This is a genomic window from Paenibacillus sp. FSL H8-0280 (assembly GCF_045040665.1).
GTDB lineage: Bacteria > Bacillota > Bacilli > Paenibacillales > Paenibacillaceae > Paenibacillus > Paenibacillus xylanexedens_A.
The window spans coordinates 2,331,828-2,349,799 of the sequence record NZ_CP150296.1 but is presented as its reverse complement, the minus strand read 5'-3'; the positions used below and the strand labels follow the sequence as shown (position 1 = coordinate 2,349,799).

At 46.9% G+C, this 17,972-nt stretch carries 11 protein-coding genes; 1 reads left to right on the top strand and 10 read right to left on the bottom strand.

Going from position 1 to position 17,972, the window contains the following annotated elements:
• Positions 1-153: 153 nt before the first annotated feature.
• From MHI12_RS10570 to yicI, 4 genes are all read right to left on the bottom strand, one after another.
• Positions 154-1,455: an MFS transporter gene (locus MHI12_RS10570; protein ID WP_405172334.1), complete on the bottom strand. Its 1,302-nt coding sequence runs from the start codon at positions 1,453-1,455 to the stop codon at positions 154-156.
• 82 nt (positions 1,456-1,537) lie between these two features.
• Positions 1,538-4,489, bottom strand: coding sequence for a glycoside hydrolase family 3 C-terminal domain-containing protein (locus tag MHI12_RS10565; RefSeq protein ID WP_405172333.1), 2,952 nt, complete (start codon positions 4,487-4,489; stop codon positions 1,538-1,540).
• Positions 4,490-4,508: 19 nt separating this feature from the next.
• Positions 4,509-5,519, bottom strand: a complete 1,011-nt coding sequence (locus MHI12_RS10560; protein ID WP_405172332.1) for a phosphotransferase family protein — start codon at positions 5,517-5,519, stop codon at positions 4,509-4,511.
• Positions 5,520-5,594: 75 nt separating this feature from the next.
• Complete coding sequence (gene yicI, locus MHI12_RS10555; RefSeq protein ID WP_405172331.1) at positions 5,595-7,913, bottom strand: alpha-xylosidase; 2,319 nt, start codon at positions 7,911-7,913, stop codon at positions 5,595-5,597.
• A gap of 172 nt (positions 7,914-8,085) precedes the next feature.
• On the opposite strand from yicI, the gene MHI12_RS10550 reads away from it, so the two are divergent.
• On the top strand, positions 8,086-9,006 hold the full coding sequence (locus MHI12_RS10550) for a helix-turn-helix domain-containing protein (protein WP_405172330.1): 921 nt from the start codon (positions 8,086-8,088) through the stop codon (positions 9,004-9,006).
• A gap of 167 nt (positions 9,007-9,173) precedes the next feature.
• Here MHI12_RS10550 and MHI12_RS10545 read toward each other — a convergent pair whose 3' ends face one another.
• The 6 genes from MHI12_RS10545 to MHI12_RS10520 form a co-directional block, all read right to left on the bottom strand.
• Positions 9,174-10,094, bottom strand: a complete 921-nt coding sequence (locus MHI12_RS10545) for a hypothetical protein (protein WP_405172329.1) — start codon at positions 10,092-10,094, stop codon at positions 9,174-9,176.
• Positions 10,095-10,479: 385 nt separating this feature from the next.
• Complete coding sequence (locus MHI12_RS10540) at positions 10,480-12,339, bottom strand: adenine deaminase C-terminal domain-containing protein (protein ID WP_341006849.1); 1,860 nt, start codon at positions 12,337-12,339, stop codon at positions 10,480-10,482.
• Positions 12,340-12,665: 326 nt separating this feature from the next.
• Entirely contained in the window at positions 12,666-15,041 is a 2,376-nt protein-coding gene (gene helD, locus MHI12_RS10535) for an RNA polymerase recycling motor HelD (protein ID WP_405172328.1), read from the bottom strand.
• 244 nt (positions 15,042-15,285) lie between these two features.
• A complete protein-coding gene (locus tag MHI12_RS10530; RefSeq protein WP_341006847.1) occupies positions 15,286-15,777 on the bottom strand; it encodes a pyridoxamine 5'-phosphate oxidase family protein in 492 nt (163 codons plus the stop codon).
• Between the two features lie 105 nt (positions 15,778-15,882).
• Entirely contained in the window at positions 15,883-16,950 is a 1,068-nt protein-coding gene (locus MHI12_RS10525) for an aromatic acid exporter family protein (RefSeq protein ID WP_017689291.1), read from the bottom strand.
• A gap of 300 nt (positions 16,951-17,250) precedes the next feature.
• Entirely contained in the window at positions 17,251-17,922 is a 672-nt protein-coding gene (locus MHI12_RS10520; RefSeq protein ID WP_405172968.1) for an HD domain-containing protein, read from the bottom strand.
• Positions 17,923-17,972: the final 50 nt, after the last annotated feature.

The following is a 17,972-nucleotide window of genomic DNA, read 5'->3' as shown; positions in this document are numbered from 1 at the left end:
TGGTTAACGTCATTCTGAACATAAAAACGCGTTTACACCGAGAAAGCAAATTCATCCGCTTTCTTAGGCGTAAACGCGTTATTTTATTGGAACAGATCTGAATGTTAAAGTGAAGACACCATGGAAATGAATGTAGCATACAGCACCATCTATCTAAAATGGACTTCTCTTGCGACCTATGGAAGCATACCCTCTACTCGTCTCGATCACATCCATAGATGTTTCATCCTGTTTCTGCTTGCTTCCTGAAGTAGGTTGGTCTCCCTTATCCGGCTTAACTGCGAATAATGTGAGCAATCCGCCCACTGCGCCAGACGCAGCGAGCACACCAAAAAGCAAAAAATGATGAGAACCGATCAGCAAAGAAACGACAGGTGGACCGAGAGATACCCCAATGAATCGCATGCTGCTGAACAGAGCCGTGATTGTGCCCCGCTGTTTTTTGTCCACGCCTTCTGTAATCAAGGCATCCAGACATGGTAACGTGGCACCTATTCCGGCACTTCCCAATGTGAAAAGACCTACTACAACATAGATATTATCGAATAAACCTATAACGCCAAGGGATACCGTCAGAAGCGCAAGTCCTGTGAAGCCAAGCCATTTCATTCGTGTTTTGTTCTTGCCAATCCACTTCCCTGCCAGGAAAGAAGACAGACATAACGCTGCCAGCGGAATCGCAAGGACAAGTCCTTTAAGAACACCTTTCAGGGCAAATTCGCTCTCCAGCGTCTCGGATAGATAATATAACACACCAAAGATGACAAACATGCAAATACCGCCGATTGCAAACAACGCATACAACCAGCGTCCCTTTTCTTTCAATACGTCACGAATCGATGCCACAAATTCAGGAAAGGTGGGAGGCTTTTCTTTTTTCCGGGGAGTCTTCACCAGAAAAATAACAAGAACCAGCGAAAGCACACAAAGTATAGGAATAGCCATGAATGGCGCATACCACAACCAGACCGCCAGCGCTGCACCCAGAATCGGACTTATGACTTTACCGAACGTATTTGAGGTCTCAATGATACCCAGGCTTTTGCTAACTTCGTTTTCATCATTGAACATGTCCCCAACCAACGGGATAACGATAGGAAATGCGCCGGCAGCACCTATTCCCTGCAATAACCTGCCACCCAGAATGGTCCAGTAGGCTATGTTTCCGTTCATCATCCATGCTGCCACACCAGCGACAGCACCTCCGACGGCTGCAATAACGAGGCTGGGAATGATAACTGCTTTTCTGCCAAAACGATCCGACAAGTACCCTGCAAGAGGAATAAGCAGGATGGCAACTACAGCGTAGACTGTAATGAGCATACTGACCTTAAATGCAGATACCTTCAACTCACGTTCAATCTGTGGCAGGATCGGTATAAGCATGGAATTACCCAAGGTCATAATTAAAGGGATGGAAGCAAGTGCGACGAGGTCCCACTTTTTATCGTTCATACCACAACCACCTTTACAGATTCTACACACAACAGCATTATTGTGCTTGTTTCGGAGGTTGATTATGCAGGACATGCTACAACTACAACAATCTAAAGTGCCGTAACGCTGCTCCACCTTTGAAAATAATATATAGCTCATTCACCTTATGTGACGCCTCAAGCGAACACTGGACCGTTGTCCACTTGATATCTTTTCCATTCACACTGCCTGCAGGTCCAGAAACTTCACACACACCGAGCAGTTCGCCCTCCAGTCCTCCGGAACGAATCTCCAGTCTGCCCTCTTCCCCAAAAGCTGCCACTCTGGCTTCAAATCCTTTTACTTCCTGAACAGCATTATGGTGAAAAGCGATCCAGGATGACTGACCCTCTCGATATAAAGGTTCCTCCGGAGTGAATGCCCGAACTGCCGAACGTCCTTCCAGACATTCATCCAACAGAACACCTGCACAAGCATCATAATTCTCGGCAAAGGTAAGCACGTGCAGCGGACGATCAGGGATCGTCTCACCTTCAATCTCAATATCAGCCGACTGGCGTATATCTGCGGAAGAACGCCCTGCCAGAATGGCCCAGGTCGCTGTCTCCAGGCAGTATCGATCTCGGGTAACATCCCATAGCGCCAGCTTCTGAACAGGAATCTCGAAACGTATCGTAACACGCGTCCCTGCTTTCACATGGATACGACGAAAAGCAAGCAGCTGCTTCTGAGCGCGTTTCACACGCGAGGTATGTGAAGATCCATAGATCTGTACAACTTCATCACTGTCACGTTCACCTGTATTGTGTACCTCCACTTCAATCTTCAATTGATCTGTGGTGGTGGCTTCCGCCGGAGCACTGCGACTTACACGAATCGCTTCGTATTCGAATTCGGAATACGTCAGGCCATGACCAAATGCATATTGAACAGGTCCTTCATGATACATATAGGTCATGCCACTCTGAATAATGTCATAATCCATCATGTCAGGAAGCTGTGATTCATCTTCATACCATGTCATGTTTAATCTGCCTGCCGGGGCATAATGACCTAACAGCACATCTGCAAGAGCGTTCCCCAATTCCTGACCTGCATGTGTCATATACACGATTGCGCGGGCAATACCTTTCAACTCCTGCAAAGCAAATGGATAACTGCCCATAATCACAACTACCGTATTGGGATTGGCTTCACACACAGCTTTGACCAGCTCGACCTGACTCGGCGGAAGCAGCAGACTTGGGCGATCGATTTCTTCTTTGCCGTTGATATATGGGCTGTTGCCAACAACAACGACAGATGCCTGACTGCTACGTGCAGCTTCTACGGCTTGTTGTATTCCGCTGGTCACAATATCAATATTGAATGCAGAAGGTATCTGTGTATTGCCTGGTGATTGACTTGCGTGTCCAGAGTCACCAATATCATTCGGGTTTGTATCTGTAGCTGTAGTTTGTTCTCCTTGTGGCCGGAGTGGTGATACAGCAGACTGTCCCTGATATTCGCTCAGTCCAACAGGGGTACCGTTCCACGTTCGCAAGGTGTTACTTCCATCCGTTAGAGGATCTATACGAACAACTTCCTTCACGAACCAGCCACCAATCTCCGGTGCGTTTGCCTGATAGATGCCTTGCTCGGTTAAGCTAACATAACGGTTATTGTACACACTTCTCAGCGTATGACTTCCCCAACCCCAATCCTGATGTATAAATTCGGCGGCTGTGGATGCACTGCCCTCCGGTATAGCAACGAGTGTACCTTCCGCACCCAAGGTTATAACCTGACCGTTTGTTGTCTTCAACTGAATACGGTCATTCCCATCTGTATACGTTACGTCTGTTTGGGGTAGTCGATTACGCAGTCCATCAAGGACGGATACACGATAAGGCAGTGTGCCACTGTACCAATCGGTATAGACAACATCGGCAAGTGGTCCAATCACACTGATTTTCTGCAACACTTCTGGCTGCAACGGAAGCAATCCATCATTTTGGAGCAAAACAATCGATTCGGCAGCGGCACGATAACTAAGTTTGGCATGTTCCGGTGCACATAATACCGACTCGGGAATAGACGCATATGGATTGAGCCCGGACTGATCCAGTTGTCCAAGTCGCATTCGCACACCAAAGATGTTACGGATTGCTCGGTCCAAATCAGCGACCTCCAACAGATTCCGGTCAAGAGCCCCCTCCAGAGCAGATACAACAAGATCAACTTCATCTGTAAGACAATCCACTCCTGCCTTCAACGCACCTGCTGCTGACTCGGCATGACTGGTATGATAACCATGATAGTCCACCGTCTGTGACAGGTCTCCACCATCACATACAATGAAACCCGGCATCGCCCACTCACCCTTAACCACATCATTCACATATGGACTTTCAATGGCAGGTGTACCATTAATGGAATTGTAAGCTGTCATCATGGACAAGGCTCCACCTTCCACAAATGGTGTCTCAAATGCTTTTAAATAATATTCCCGCAGATTGCGCGGATCGATGCTGGATGAACAATTTAGCCGATCTTTCTCATTATTATTGGCAAAAAAGTGTTTCAAGGTCGCGACCATTTTCAGATAAAAAGGATCATTTCCCTGCATACCTTTGACGAGAGCTGCCGACATTTCTCCCGTGAGGACTGGGTCCTCGCCATACCCCTCTTCCGTTCTGCCCCAGCGTGGGTCACGTTCCAGATCAACCGTTGGTGCCCATAATGTTAACCCGTGAACCTCAGGATCACGGTGATGGTATGCCCTCGCTTCATCGCCAATGACGGAACCAATCTCCCACATGAGCCTTGTATTCCAGGTACTTGATAGACCGAGCGGTTGCGGAAATACCGTTGCCTCCCCTTTCCATGCAACCCCGTGGGCAGCTTCGCCCCCAACGTTGTAGGCTGGAATGCCCAGTCTTGGTATAGCTGCTTCGCGTGTAGGAATTAGTCGGATCTTCTCTTCCGTTGTCAATCGTGCAATCAGGTCATCCAATCTTTCCTCAAGTGAAAGTGACGCATCCCACATCGGGTATTGATGATACTCCTTCATCCTTCATTCCCCCTGCGAATTAGTTAAGTCCAAGTTGCTTCCATTGCTCCAGTAAATCCAGCGTGCGCTGGTGATACTTCTGACCATCTTCAGGTTGATTGACCTGATGTTCATGAACGTAGGCATTAAAATACGAAGACAGTATTCGGTACGCAAGCCTGCGTGCCTGTCCTTCAGCGGATGAGTCCAGTGGACGATCATATCCTTCATGAAAAGCCGCTGATTCTGTTGACAATATGGCTTCAAACTCCCTGTCGGCAAACATGGAACGATCTCCGTCAATGATGGCCGCAATGTTTAGCTCACCATTTTCCTGATGAACAAGTACATTTGCTTCCCACAGGTCATTATGAACGAGTACCGGACGGGTCACTTGATCAAATAAGTCTTTATTTTGGATGAAAATAGCAGCGATCTCTTCTCCCACACCTGACATGTAATTGGCTTGTGCCGCTTTAAGTGCCGTTTCTTCTGCAAAAGAGTGCAGCACCTCAGACCATTGATCCGAGCCTTTAATTGAACCGTCCACCTGCGGCCAGCCAAACGTTGCACCCTCGATCTGATGCATGATGGCGGTATAGACGCCAAGCTGATGGTACAATCGCTCTTTGTCTATATCTGAAATCGATTCGTGATCCAGTTGCTTACTCGGGATAAACTCCATAAACATGTACGTTCTTGGAATGATGGATCCGCTGTCATCACAGGCGATAATGTTGGGAGCAGGAATACCTGCCTTACGGTAATATTCATACACACTCGGTTCAGCCGCCATCATTGTACGTTCGAACGAAAATAGGGGATCACTCGCAGAACCAGCCGCCATCTCTCCCCGCTCTGGAGCCAAACGTAAAATCACATCCGTATAGGATGTATGTTCAAGTTGAATCCGATAGGTTGTATTAAAAAGTCCACCTTGCAGGAGACCAAACTGCTTCACTTTGGTATCGCTTCCAAAATTAATTTCTACCAGATGATGCAGCTTCTCTGCTGATATCGTGCAATGCAAACCGGAATTCATTGTACTCATTTCATTCAATCTCCTATCATCGTAGACAAACAGACGGCACCTTTCGGCACCGTCCTTTTCTTTTACTATATCATTTTAAAGTTGGATTGTAAGCGCGCTTGCGCCTGTGGCTGCTGTAACAACGACACCATTTGCACCAGACACTTGGGAACCACCTTCAACGCTGGATACACTTTCAATACCGCGAAGCACGATGTTCCAAGGTTTACCTGCACCTTCAGCACGAACATCCAGCACTGATCCATTACGTGTAACGTTAACTGTCAGCTCCTTCTCTGCCGCTTGGTTCACAACGACCGCTTGAGCCGTTTGGCCATCAGCCAGTTCGAACAAGTGCAAGGACACATCATTTGCAAAGTCGTAATCCGGTTTGCTATCCACCGCACCCACAGCGATCAGACTGTTTGGCTTAATCATCATTGGCAGTGTTTTGAAGTCATGGTTTTCACTGATCCAGCGTCCACCTTGTACTTTCGCTCCTGTAAGATAGTTCGTCCAAGTTCCTTCAGGCAGGTAATAACGAACATCACCCTCCTTGTTGAAGATTGGAGCCACCAAAATTGAATCACCGAACATGTATTGCGTATCCAGGCTATATGTTGTTGGGTCCTCTGGGAAGTCCAGCAGCATAGCGCGCATCATCGGAATACCTTTTACCGTTGACTCTACCGCAGAATTGTACAGGTACGGCATCAGGCTGATTTTGAGTTTGGTAAAGTCACGAACAACGTCCACGGACTCCTCGTCAAACAGCCAAGGCACACGATACGAAGTGCTTCCGTGCAGGCGACTGTGTGAAGATAACAGTCCGAATTGTACCCAGCGTTTGTATACGTCAGGGCTCGCTGTGCTTTCAAAACCACTGATATCATGGCTCCAGAATCCGAAACCGGAAAGTCCGAGCGAGAGGCCACCGCGAAGCGATTCAGCCATGGATTCATACGTGGAAGAGCAGTCACCGCCCCAGTGAACCGGGAATTGTTGCCCACCTGCTGTTGCAGAGCGTGCAAACAGGGCAGCTTCGTTTTTGCCAATCTTCTCTTCGAGCAATTCAAATACAGCTTTGTTATAGAGCTGTGTATAATAGTTGTGCATTTTAACCGGATCAGAACCATCGAAGTACACAACATCTGTCGGAATTCTTTCACCGAAGTCGGTCTTGAAGGAATCTACACCTTGATCCAGCAGGACTTCCAGCTTACTCTTATACCAGTTCACAGCATCCGGATTTGTGAAGTCAACCAGAGCCATACCTGCTTGCCACATATCCCATTGCCATACGCTGCCATCGGCTGTTTTCACCAGATAACCGTTCTCCATACCTTCATCGAACAAATAGGATTTTTCTGCGATATATGGATTGATCCAAGCACAGATTTTAAGGCCCTTCTCTTTCAGACGTGCAAGCATGCCTTCTGGATCCGGGAACATCGCTTCATCCCATACAAAATCAGACCATTGGTATTCCTTCATCCAGAAGCAGTCAAAATGGAATACAGAAAGTGGCAGATCACGTTCAGCCATACCATCTACGAAATGATTAACCGTTGCTTCGTCGTAATCCGTTGTGAATGACGTTGTCAGCCACAGACCAAAAGTCCATGCCGGTGGAAGCGCTGGTTTACCAGTTAATTTCGTATAATTATCAAGTACATCCTTTGGATTGTCACCGCCGATAATGAAGTACTCCAACGTCTCGCCTTCTACGCTGAACTGCACTTTAGATACATTCTCGGATGCAATCTCATACGATACGCGTTCAGGATGATTTACAAATACGCCATATCCTTTATTGGACAGGTAGAATGGAATGTTTTTATAGGACTGCTCACTGCTTGTACCACCGTCCTCATTCCAGGTATCGACGATTTGGCCATTCTTAACAAACGGTGTGAAGCGCTCACCGAGTCCGTAAACGTATTCACCAATACCGAGATCAAGCTGCTCGCGGAAGTATGCTTCCTTGCTTGGACCTGTAATATAACCAGCCGCTCTTTGACCGCTACCTGTAATCCGTTTTCCTCCATACAGGAAGCTTATGTCCCAACCGTTTGTTTTGTCGATTTGAACTTCCAGATTACCACTTTTCAAAACAGCACCTTGTTCATGTTTTGAGATCTCAACGTTGGCTTCTTGTGTGTTAAGCTCAAATTCAGGCCCTTTTTTCACTCCGCCTTTATGGTGATTCAGAGTTACACGAATAACGTTAGGCATTGGTGAGCTGTACGTTGCTTTCAACAATGTACCGTTCAACGTGTCGCCTTTGCTGCGAATATATTTAGTTGCCGCATATACGGTCACAGAATTCTCTTTTTGCACAATATCACGAATGTCAGTCGGGTTTTGAATCTGGTACCCTTCACGAGTCATCCAGAATCCATCAGTAAATTTCATGTTTTCTTTCCCCCTTTGGTTATATTATAATAATATTGATATTAATAACGAATTTCTTCTCTTATTTTGACTAAATATATCACTATTTTGATAATAAACATCCGATTCTTGAACATCATCACCAATCTATGGAAACGATTACATTAATAATGATACAAAAGGAGAATCTGATATGGAACGTGAACGATTACGGGAAGACCGGATTCACGGCAATGCCATGTATCCCGTCAGTGTGTACCCGGATATTCAACAACTGAACGGGGATAGCATTCTCGATTGCCACTGGCATGATGAGATGGAGTTCACCATGGTGACCCAGGGCTGCGCCGTCTTTCAGATTGATATGAACACCGTTGAAGTTCAAGCTGGAGAAGCCATTTTCATCAATCGAGGTGAGATTCATGCGGGGTATCTGAAGGGCGATGTGCCCTGCGTATTCTCTTCCATTGTATTTAATCCCGAGCTGCTTGGCAGCCGTACCTTTGATACGGTCCAAGAGAAATTCATCGGTCCACTGGTACGCAAAATGGTGATTCCCCCCAGCCATATCAAGGCAGATGAAGATTGGGGACAAGAAATTCTGGATCTCCTGAAACGTATATTTGCAGACCATGCTAGCCGAACCGAAACGTGTGAAATGTCAACAAAAGCCTACCTGTACCTCATATTTGCCCGAATGTTCGAACATATGAGACCTGCTCCGCTCAAAGGCACTGTGGCTACAGGGAGTCATGACAAGGTAGAGCGCCTGAAATCCGTGCTCGGTTATATTCACAAACGGTATCCTGAACCATTAAAGCTGAAAGAACTTGCTGATGAGGCCAATATGAGTGAAGGGCACTTCTGTCGTTTCTTCAAACAGATGGTGCAGAAAACACCTGTTGATTACATTAACTATTACCGTGTTCAACAGGCCTGCGTTCAGCTTGAGAATACGGATCACAAGATTGTAGATATTGCCATGGATGTGGGTTTTGAGCATCTAAGCTACTTCATCACTACATTTAAAAAGCATAAAGCCACCACACCTTCACAGTATCGCAGAATGTTCTATGAGAACGTAGGAATGGAGTCTGCCCTAGTTCAGGTGTAAAAGAAGAAGGTGCTCACAGCTATTCAGCTGCAAGCACCTTCTTTATCTTCTTCATCAACTTTCCTGCTAACGAGTGAGGTAACGATCTGATCTGAGCCACATTGGCTCAGTTAGAAATCATCTCACTCGCTGCTATCAGTCTTACGCTTTGAAGCTTAACATTGGCCTCACTTTTTCAGCGTCTTCCATGAAGTGTACTCATGTACGGAGAAACCGTTAAAGGACGCATGTACTGAAGCCATTTTTTCGACCAACTTTAATTGTGCTTCCATATAAGCAGATCCCTCTTCATAAAAAGTAATGAAATCGCCTTCCTTACTTTGCTTTGTTTCCACGGCGATCGAGATCGTCTTGCCAAGCAGAGCTGCTTCTGCAAGTTCATCCTTCGCTACACTATAGATTGCAGCAGCTGTATCGCGGTAAGCCATAATGGTGATGGAATCAAACTTGCGAATCATCCAGCTGCTTACGGCCATCGTGGAATTCGGAATCTTGTAGTTATCCAGCCAAAAAGGCAGATCAGCCGCTACCGGCATTTTCATCCGTGATGCTCGCTCAACAATGTACTCCACATTTCCTTGCCACTGGGTAATCACACTGGCCTGATTGATTTTCCACTGCGGGTGCACATGTGGCTCAATATCCAGATGAATACCAGCAAATTTCTCATTGGACAACGCCTGTGCCTGATATGCCTCGACCCAGTCCAGGAAAGATGCAATCTGCTCCCGACTTTCCGTCAACCCCCAGGCTGATCTTCCATCCATGACGTCAACTGCAATGTTCTTAGCTCTCGCCTGGCGGATAAAACTTTTATACTCAGGAATTTTTATATCCCGGTTCATCTGCAGATAGATCGTATTGATCTTGTTCGCTGTAGCGTAATTTAACACCTCTTGAGGATTACTTCGGATCTGGGTGGTATCCCACACCCAAGTCGCTCTCACCGGTACATCAAGTTTTCCATGAATCGTTGCATAACTGTCGACCGAACCATCCGCTATGGCTTTGGAAGAACAGGCTGTACTCGCACACAGGATCAAACAACTCAATAATAAGATAAAACGGTAACCCCTTTTGCTTTTCATATTTGTACACTCCCTCTGAAGTTATCAGCTCTGACGTGCAAATCTGGATGAAATTGTGTCGTTTCATATTCATTTAATGGATATTTATTAGGTACGACGAATTTGGATTGCTTCTATATGCAATATCATCTTTAAGACTCACTACGAAAGAATCATATAACTATATTTCGGGAATTCATAGTTCTGTATGTATAGTTCAAAAGTCACAATTATTCACTATTTTCTAAATTATCCCTTATTTCAGCATGACTTCAGTCATTATTGCCATATGTACACCAAGCTCCAGAAGACCTAGAAAGCGTTTTCTCTCAAAACACACCAAAAAACCGCCCTAAGGCGGCTTTATATGGAACCCTATTTAATGATGTCTAGTCGACATTTCCGTTCATTCATTACCCGATGTAGCTACCGGTGTATTGTCAACCACTTCATCGAAAAGAGACACCAGTTCAATACCTTCTGCCGAGATCCGCACAAGCCCCTTGTCGGACAAACGTAATTCTGGAATCACAACCAGCGCGAGCAACGAAAGCGTCATGAACGCATTATTCAACGTGCATCCTGCCGACTGTAAAGCTTCACTGACTGCTGCCGATTGGGCTGCAACGACTTCGAAGGGCTCGGTTGACATCAAACCTGCAATCCGCAGCGGGAATTCGGTTACACCTTCCGCCGTTACCACCGCGACCCCGCCCTGCATACGAATGACGCGATTACCGGCTTCAGCCATTAGCGCATCATCATTACCGATAATCAACAGGTTGTGACTATCATGAGCAACTGTCATCGCAATCGCCGCAGGTGATGTGAAGCCGATGCCTCCAACAAGCGCTACCGCCCGATTCCCGGTTTGTTTGTGACGCTCCAATACCGCAATTTTGCATACTTCCCCTGAAGTTGAAACCACAACCTTGCCGTTCTCTACGGTAACAGGCAGGTGTTTCTCCTTCGTATCCACATGGTTCTCTGTCACATGAATGATTTTGGCACCAATCGTACCCTCTGTGATGGGTGCAGCCAGCTCCAGATCCTTTGGCTGAATATTAGCTTCCAACTTCACCGTGTTCAGTGCTTCCTCAGGATACGTGAAGCTGTCCCAGACCGCCGTCATTTTCCCATTCTCGGCCACAACTTGCCCGGCAGCAATCGTCATTCCCACACGTACATCCGCCAGACGGCCGTCCAGCAGAATAATATCAGCTATATTGCCCGGAATAACCGCACCGATGTCGCGCGCAACCCCGAAGCGCTCAGCCGTGTTAATGGTAGCCATTTGGAAAGCCGTGACCGGCTTCACACCTTGGGAGATTGCGAGACGAACAACAAAGTCCATATGTCCTTCTTTGAGAAGGGATTCAGAGCTTCGGTCATCGGTCACCAGCATCATCCGGCGTGTATCCAGTCCAAGCTCGGTACAAGCTTTGATTGTCTCAGCCACATCATGCCATGCCGAACCTTGGCGCATCTTCGCGTACATCCCGAGTCGCAGACGTTCGACCACATCTTCCTTGGTCACACATTCATGATCCCCTGTAACACCACTCGCTGCATAAGCTGGCAGACGCCAGTCATCTGCTGCCCAGGTAAAGTGACCATCTGCCACTTTACCTGCCCGGAGGGTCGCCTGTATCTCACCGATCATCGTCTCGTCCCCATAGACTACCCCAGGGAAGTTCATCACTTCACCAAGGCCAATCATGTCCGGACCCCAGGAAAGAGCCTCAGCTACCTCTTCAGGCCCGATATAAGCACCTGTTGTCTCCAATCCTGGATGTGTGGAAGGCACACAGGAAGCCACCTGCATATAAGCTGCCATCGGTGTGGTCCGCGCTTCATCCAGCATCAGTCTCAGACCTTTGAGACCAAGCACGTTAGAGATCTCATGCGGGTCAAAGAAACCTCCGGTCGTGCCTGAAGGCAATACCGCTCTCGCAAACTCGGTTACTTTCATCTGTGTACTTTCGATATGGCAGTGTCCATCCAGCAGACCAGGAGCGATATACTTGCCGTTTGCTTCTATAATCCGGGTATGTTCTCCAATGGTGTGACTTACATCTTTGCCGACATAAGCGATTCGAGCTCCCTGTACAGCTATGGACATCTCAGGCAAAATCTCACCTGATATCACGTTGACCAGCGTACCTCCCCGAATGACCAAAGTCGCTGGCAAATCTCCCCGTGCTGTAGCGACCAGGTCAGGTACACAATCGGCCATAAGTGGCCGTTCAAAAGATGATTTGTTCATATGGTTGCCTCCTTTAATAAACGATCCAAAAAAAATATATTGTTACGATTATATGAGTCCAGACCTCATGTGTAAAGAAAAATCACATCCATTGTGCTTGAATACAAATTATCAAGTCATATTTATCCACGGGACCCAATCCTTACGAATTCACGTTAGGTATTATCATTCAATACGTTTTCATTTAATACGATCACCTATATGGCTGTAACCTCATCACGTATAATTCCCTCGCAATGCTAGCTTCTTCCCGATATATGTATCATATACAGAAAAACTCCCGTTCCATTGAACGGAAGCCTTCCTCATGCATATGAAGTGATATGTCAGTCCACTTGCGCAGTAGACACCTTGCCAAGATCATACTGTTCTTCCGACTGGGCGGTAATGAACGGACTCGGTGTGCCCACGCAGTAAACGTGCAGCAGATGCATCGCTCGTGTGCAAGCCGTATAGAACAACTTGCGTTCATGCTCCTGAGCATACTGCTCCGCAGAGCCGTCATAGATCAGGACAGCATCGAATTCCACACCTTTGGCCAGATACGCCGGGATCACATGAACACCCTGCTCAAAAGCCAGCGTTGTTTTCTTGATTAACTTCGGTGCTGTGGGCAGCGCCTTACTCAATGCAGCATGGACGTCTCTGCTCTCTTCTGCGGTCTTGCAGATAACTGCAACCGATTCGTACCCTTCCTTAATCAAGTGCTTCAAGTCTGTCGTGATGACATTCATATGACGCTCTGAATCAGAAGAAACGATCACTTTAGGTTTCTCACCGCTGCGGTTAAATGGAATAATCTCTTCCCCACCAGGCACCATGCCACGTGTAAACTCCACGATCTCCCGGGTAGATCGATAACTTCTGGTCAGCTCAATGACTTCCGTGTTGTCTGGTCCGTACAGGTTAGTCAAGGGTCCTGTTCCACTAAGTACTGAAGAGTGGGCATAGATGGCCTGATTAAAGTCACCAAGTGCTGTTATTTTCGCCCGTGGGAACAATCTCTTCATAAATGCCAACTGAAACGCGGAATAATCCTGAGCTTCATCAATGATGACATGGCGGATATTGGAGTTAATATGGAATCCAAGCATAAGCTCACGCAAGTACAAGTATGGCGTAATATCTTCATATGCCAACTCCTGAAGCTTCAATCTGCGTAAAGTCATCTTACAGATTTCATCCCATTGAGCAGGCAGCGCTTCGTCACCCAGCAATCGCTCCATCTGAGCCTGATCGTTGAACAGATGTGCATATAATTGTCTTATATCAACAAATCGTAAGGACTTGATCCATTTCCGCAATGGTTTGAGTCGGTCACTGACCACCATACGTGCCAGAATTTCTCTTTCCTGCTCAAAGTCATTAAACGTATGGGTCTTTCCTTTTTGCTTACGCTTCAACCGTTGATACGCACGTTGCAGATCCTCCGGCTCCATCAGATCAAGCTGCTGATCAACCCAAGGCGCATCCAGTTCACCTTTACCAAAGGCAGACAGTTCTTTCAGCATCCAGTCCCGTAACAGCTCCAGTCGACTCACCAGCTTAACGGATGACTCGAAGCTGTAGAATTTCTCAGCCATAGCCTCTGACGTGACAATCGCTCGGCCCTGGAAGCGAACCGGCTTGAATTTCATGCCACCTGACAACATACTTTCCTTATAACGTGTAATCACCTTGAGGAACGTTTCGGACGACTTGAAGCGAATGCTGGACATGCGAACATCGTAATCGGGATCTTCCGTCCCCGTAAGTACATATTCAAGCTGAATAAACGGATCTTCCAGTTGATATTCACGACCCAAACGGCGTTCCAGATACTCCTGGAAGGTCGTTTGCAACATGTTTTCCTCCCCAAGCTCAGGCAGTACCGTGGAGACATAACTGTTGAACATTGGATTTGGTGAAAAAAGAACCATCTGATCCGCTTGCAGATGCTCGCGGTATTTATAGAGAAGATATGCCACACGCTGGAGCGCCGCGGATGTTTTGCCACTGCCGGCTGCGCCTTGCACAATGAGCATACGTGTCCGGTCATTACGGATAATCCGGTTTTGCTCCTTCTGAATGGTCGCTACAATACTCTTCATCTGTGCATCCGAAGTTCGACTGAGCACGGCCTGCAACAACTCATCACCAATCGTAACCCCTGTGTCAAACATAAACCGGATACGACCGTCCCGAATGACAAACTGCCGCTTCATCTCTATATCACCGCTGATCTCCCCGCTTGGTGTATGATACGTGATTGGACCCGGTGCTCCGTCATAATACAGGTTGGAGATTGGCGCACGCCAGTCGTAGACCAGAAAAGATTCTTCCTTCTCATCCAGCAACGATGCAATGCCGAGATAAATACGTTCTGCATTTGGATACCCATCTTCTTTGAAATCAATGCGCCCAAAATACGGTGAATGATGCAGTCGTTTCATTTTATCCAACGCAGCCGCTGTATTGAGATGGCTACGCTCCCGATCGGACAATACCTGTGACTGCTGCCGCATGCTGGTTGAAGTCTCCCCGACATCATCCGCTTCGCTAAAGTTCATCGTGACTTCGTCCCAGAAGTCTTTTCTCATGCCAACCACTTCGTCACGGAAGGAACCAACTTCATCTTCCAGCGTTGTGATCTTGCGTTCAATCTGATCGGTCACGGTATTGACCCGTTGTTGTTCCTCATTCCATTGCTGATCTGTACTCATATGTTAATAGCCCCTCTTTCCCCGGATTGTGTCCTCAAAATCCCATTTGACAAGCCCGAAAAGGCAATGGTATAATTATTAGAAAGTAAACATTTTAATTATATGTTAATTAGTTCTAATTTTCTGAAAACCATTTTTTATTGTACCAGTGACAACGTCCCGATGCAAGCGGAGGCGTTTTTTGTTGTTTTCTTCTTCATTATTACCCAATCACCGGGTCCTCAACTGACCTGGCTACTCCTGCCTACTTTCGTAATTCTTCAATCGTCTCTTTCCAGCGTGTAATTGCTCCAAGTTCATCTTTTAATTGAAAGGTTATTCCTGAAGTGATCTCCGCATATGGCGCGTGATCTACACGTACCTGGAGCACTTGTGCTTCAAAACGATCTCTCGGATGAACAGCCCCCTTCATCTCAGGCAGCCGTTCTACTTCTATACGGATATGCAACAATCGATGTCCTTGAACCGCAATCAAGGTAGCCTTGCCTGTTTTGCTCATGTTCATACTGGTCTGTGTTCCTTGCCATAAAGCAAGTCTGAGCTTATGCGGATTTATCGCAATCACTTCCCCCATACTGATCATCGCCTGATGCGGCCACTGATCCTCAGATACGGTCAGCAGTTGCATGGCTTCATGCTGTTTATGCTCCAGATTTGTCCCACTCAACCATTCCATTAGTTCAGCGTCCAATTCCTCTATAATCATGTCTCTATCCCTCAGTTCGTTAATATTCATTCATGCCCTTCAGCCATATGTATGACAAAACAACCCGGACACGATTGTCCGGGCTATGTTGTAACTACATTGTATATGATCGCCAACCAGGTGCGCAATTCGTTATCAAGGCCACTTAAGCCAATTCAAAATTTTGTCCTGTGATTCTTTGTCTTCACTGGCGCTATGCACATGTTCGGCAAGTCGATTCAGACGTTCCAGTTGATATCCGTAATCATAAATGGCAGCAGCCACGATGGACAATCGTAACATCCCTTCCTTGTCGATATCAAATTGGGTGATCGCCTGCTCCATGAAACGGTCATTATCCAATACAAACTGTGCGGCCTCTTCCCCATTAGGTTTCAGCTTATCCTCGAACTTGAGCAGTGCATGCTCATGGAATTTGATAACCAGTTCAAGATGTGAGTCAAAAAACTGATCCATGGCCGTTGTCCTCGGTGCCTGGAAATAGTGGCGTTCCACCGAATCCAGCACCTCATACCCTTTTTGCAGACTCAGCAGCATTTGTTTGTAGACCACCATCTGACGAGTTTCGCTGAATTTCGAACGTTTCATCTTTTTCTGTTCCTCTTCGAACAAGTTATACTTGTCGGACAAAGACTTAATGGAACCGCCCAGGTTGCTTTTCTCCTCCCGGAATACAACTTCCTTGATCTCATCCGAGATCGAAGTTCGCAGAAGCAACGACATACCGCTGAATACACTATGGATCTGCTTCACGAACTGAACCTTAGGTTTCGGAGGAAATACGGTAATGTTGATGAGAAACGCCGATACAATACCAACCAGTGTCAACAGAAAACGATTGAGTGCAAAATGCCAGTCACCCGAGGCTTCCATAATGGATACAACCGTGACCAGTGTCAGGCCAACCGTCTCACCCATATTCAATTTAAGACAGATCATGATGACAAGTACAATAATTAATCCAACGGCGATTGGCTCATTAGACAACACCATGCCTCCCACCAAGGCCACAATAGCTCCCAGCGTGGTCGTTTGCAATTGATCCAGGAAGTATTTCCAGGAACGATAGATGGAAGGCTGCATGGCGAATATAGCCGCGATTGCGGCAGGCACGGGAGATTGCGGGTTCAAGAACAGGCTGCTTAGGTACAAGGCAAGCGTGACCGCGATCCCCGTCTTAAGTACACGTGCACCAAACGACATGGTGGTGACCCCTCCTCTTTACCGAACCTGAAATTTTACATTTGATAATCATGTTCATTATTACCCCATATTTCTTTTTTTGCCTGAATTCATTCAGGAGAACGATTTATTGTACCATGTAAGGTCTTCCGTTGCCATGTCATAAGTCAGAGGTATTATGAAATTGATTTCTTTATGTATGTTAATACACATTATTAACCCAAAAAGAAGCAAATCTTCAAAATGGATTTTCGCCACTTCAAAGATTCGCCTCTGTTACTTATGATACTTCTGTGGAATGCTCATGCTTATTATGCCTGCCTAACGGTCCGTACCCTCCCATTCCCTTTTGAACTGGTCCACAAACTGCACCATATAATCATGACGCAGCTCCGCCAGCTCCTTGCCATAGGAGGTATTCATCAGATCCTTGAGCTTGAACAACTTCTCGTAAAAGTGATTTATCGTTGTGCTACGCCCATTGCGATATTCCTCACGGGTCATCTGCTCCCGTGGGGGAAGGGACGGATCGTACATCTCGCGCCCTCTGGCGCCTGAAAAGGCAAAGGTTCGCGCGATCCCAATCGCACCCAGTGCATCCAGTCGATCCGCATCCTGAACAACCTGTGCTTCAAGCGAACTGACCGCAGGACGCTGTCCTCCCGCATATGAGATGGTACTAATAATACCCACAACCTTGTTACGTATATCCGGGTCAAGAGGCTGGGTATCCAGCCAGTCATTCAGTTTGGCCATCCCGGCTTCCAAGCTCTCATTCAGCTTCTCATCCGGTACATCATGTAATAATGCAGCCAGTTCGCAGACAAATGGATCTGCACCCATGCGGTGAGCGAGTTCAACCGCAAGTGCCGTTACCCGTTCAATGTGCGGCCAGTCATGACCATCACTATGCTTGGATGAGTCCCCTTGAACAAAGGATCGGGCGGCGCGCAGAATAGCCTCTCCTGCCGTTATTCCATCTATTTTATGCATGTGCCCTAATTCCTGCAGATTCCCACCAGGTTGAAGAGGGTTCTCTGACA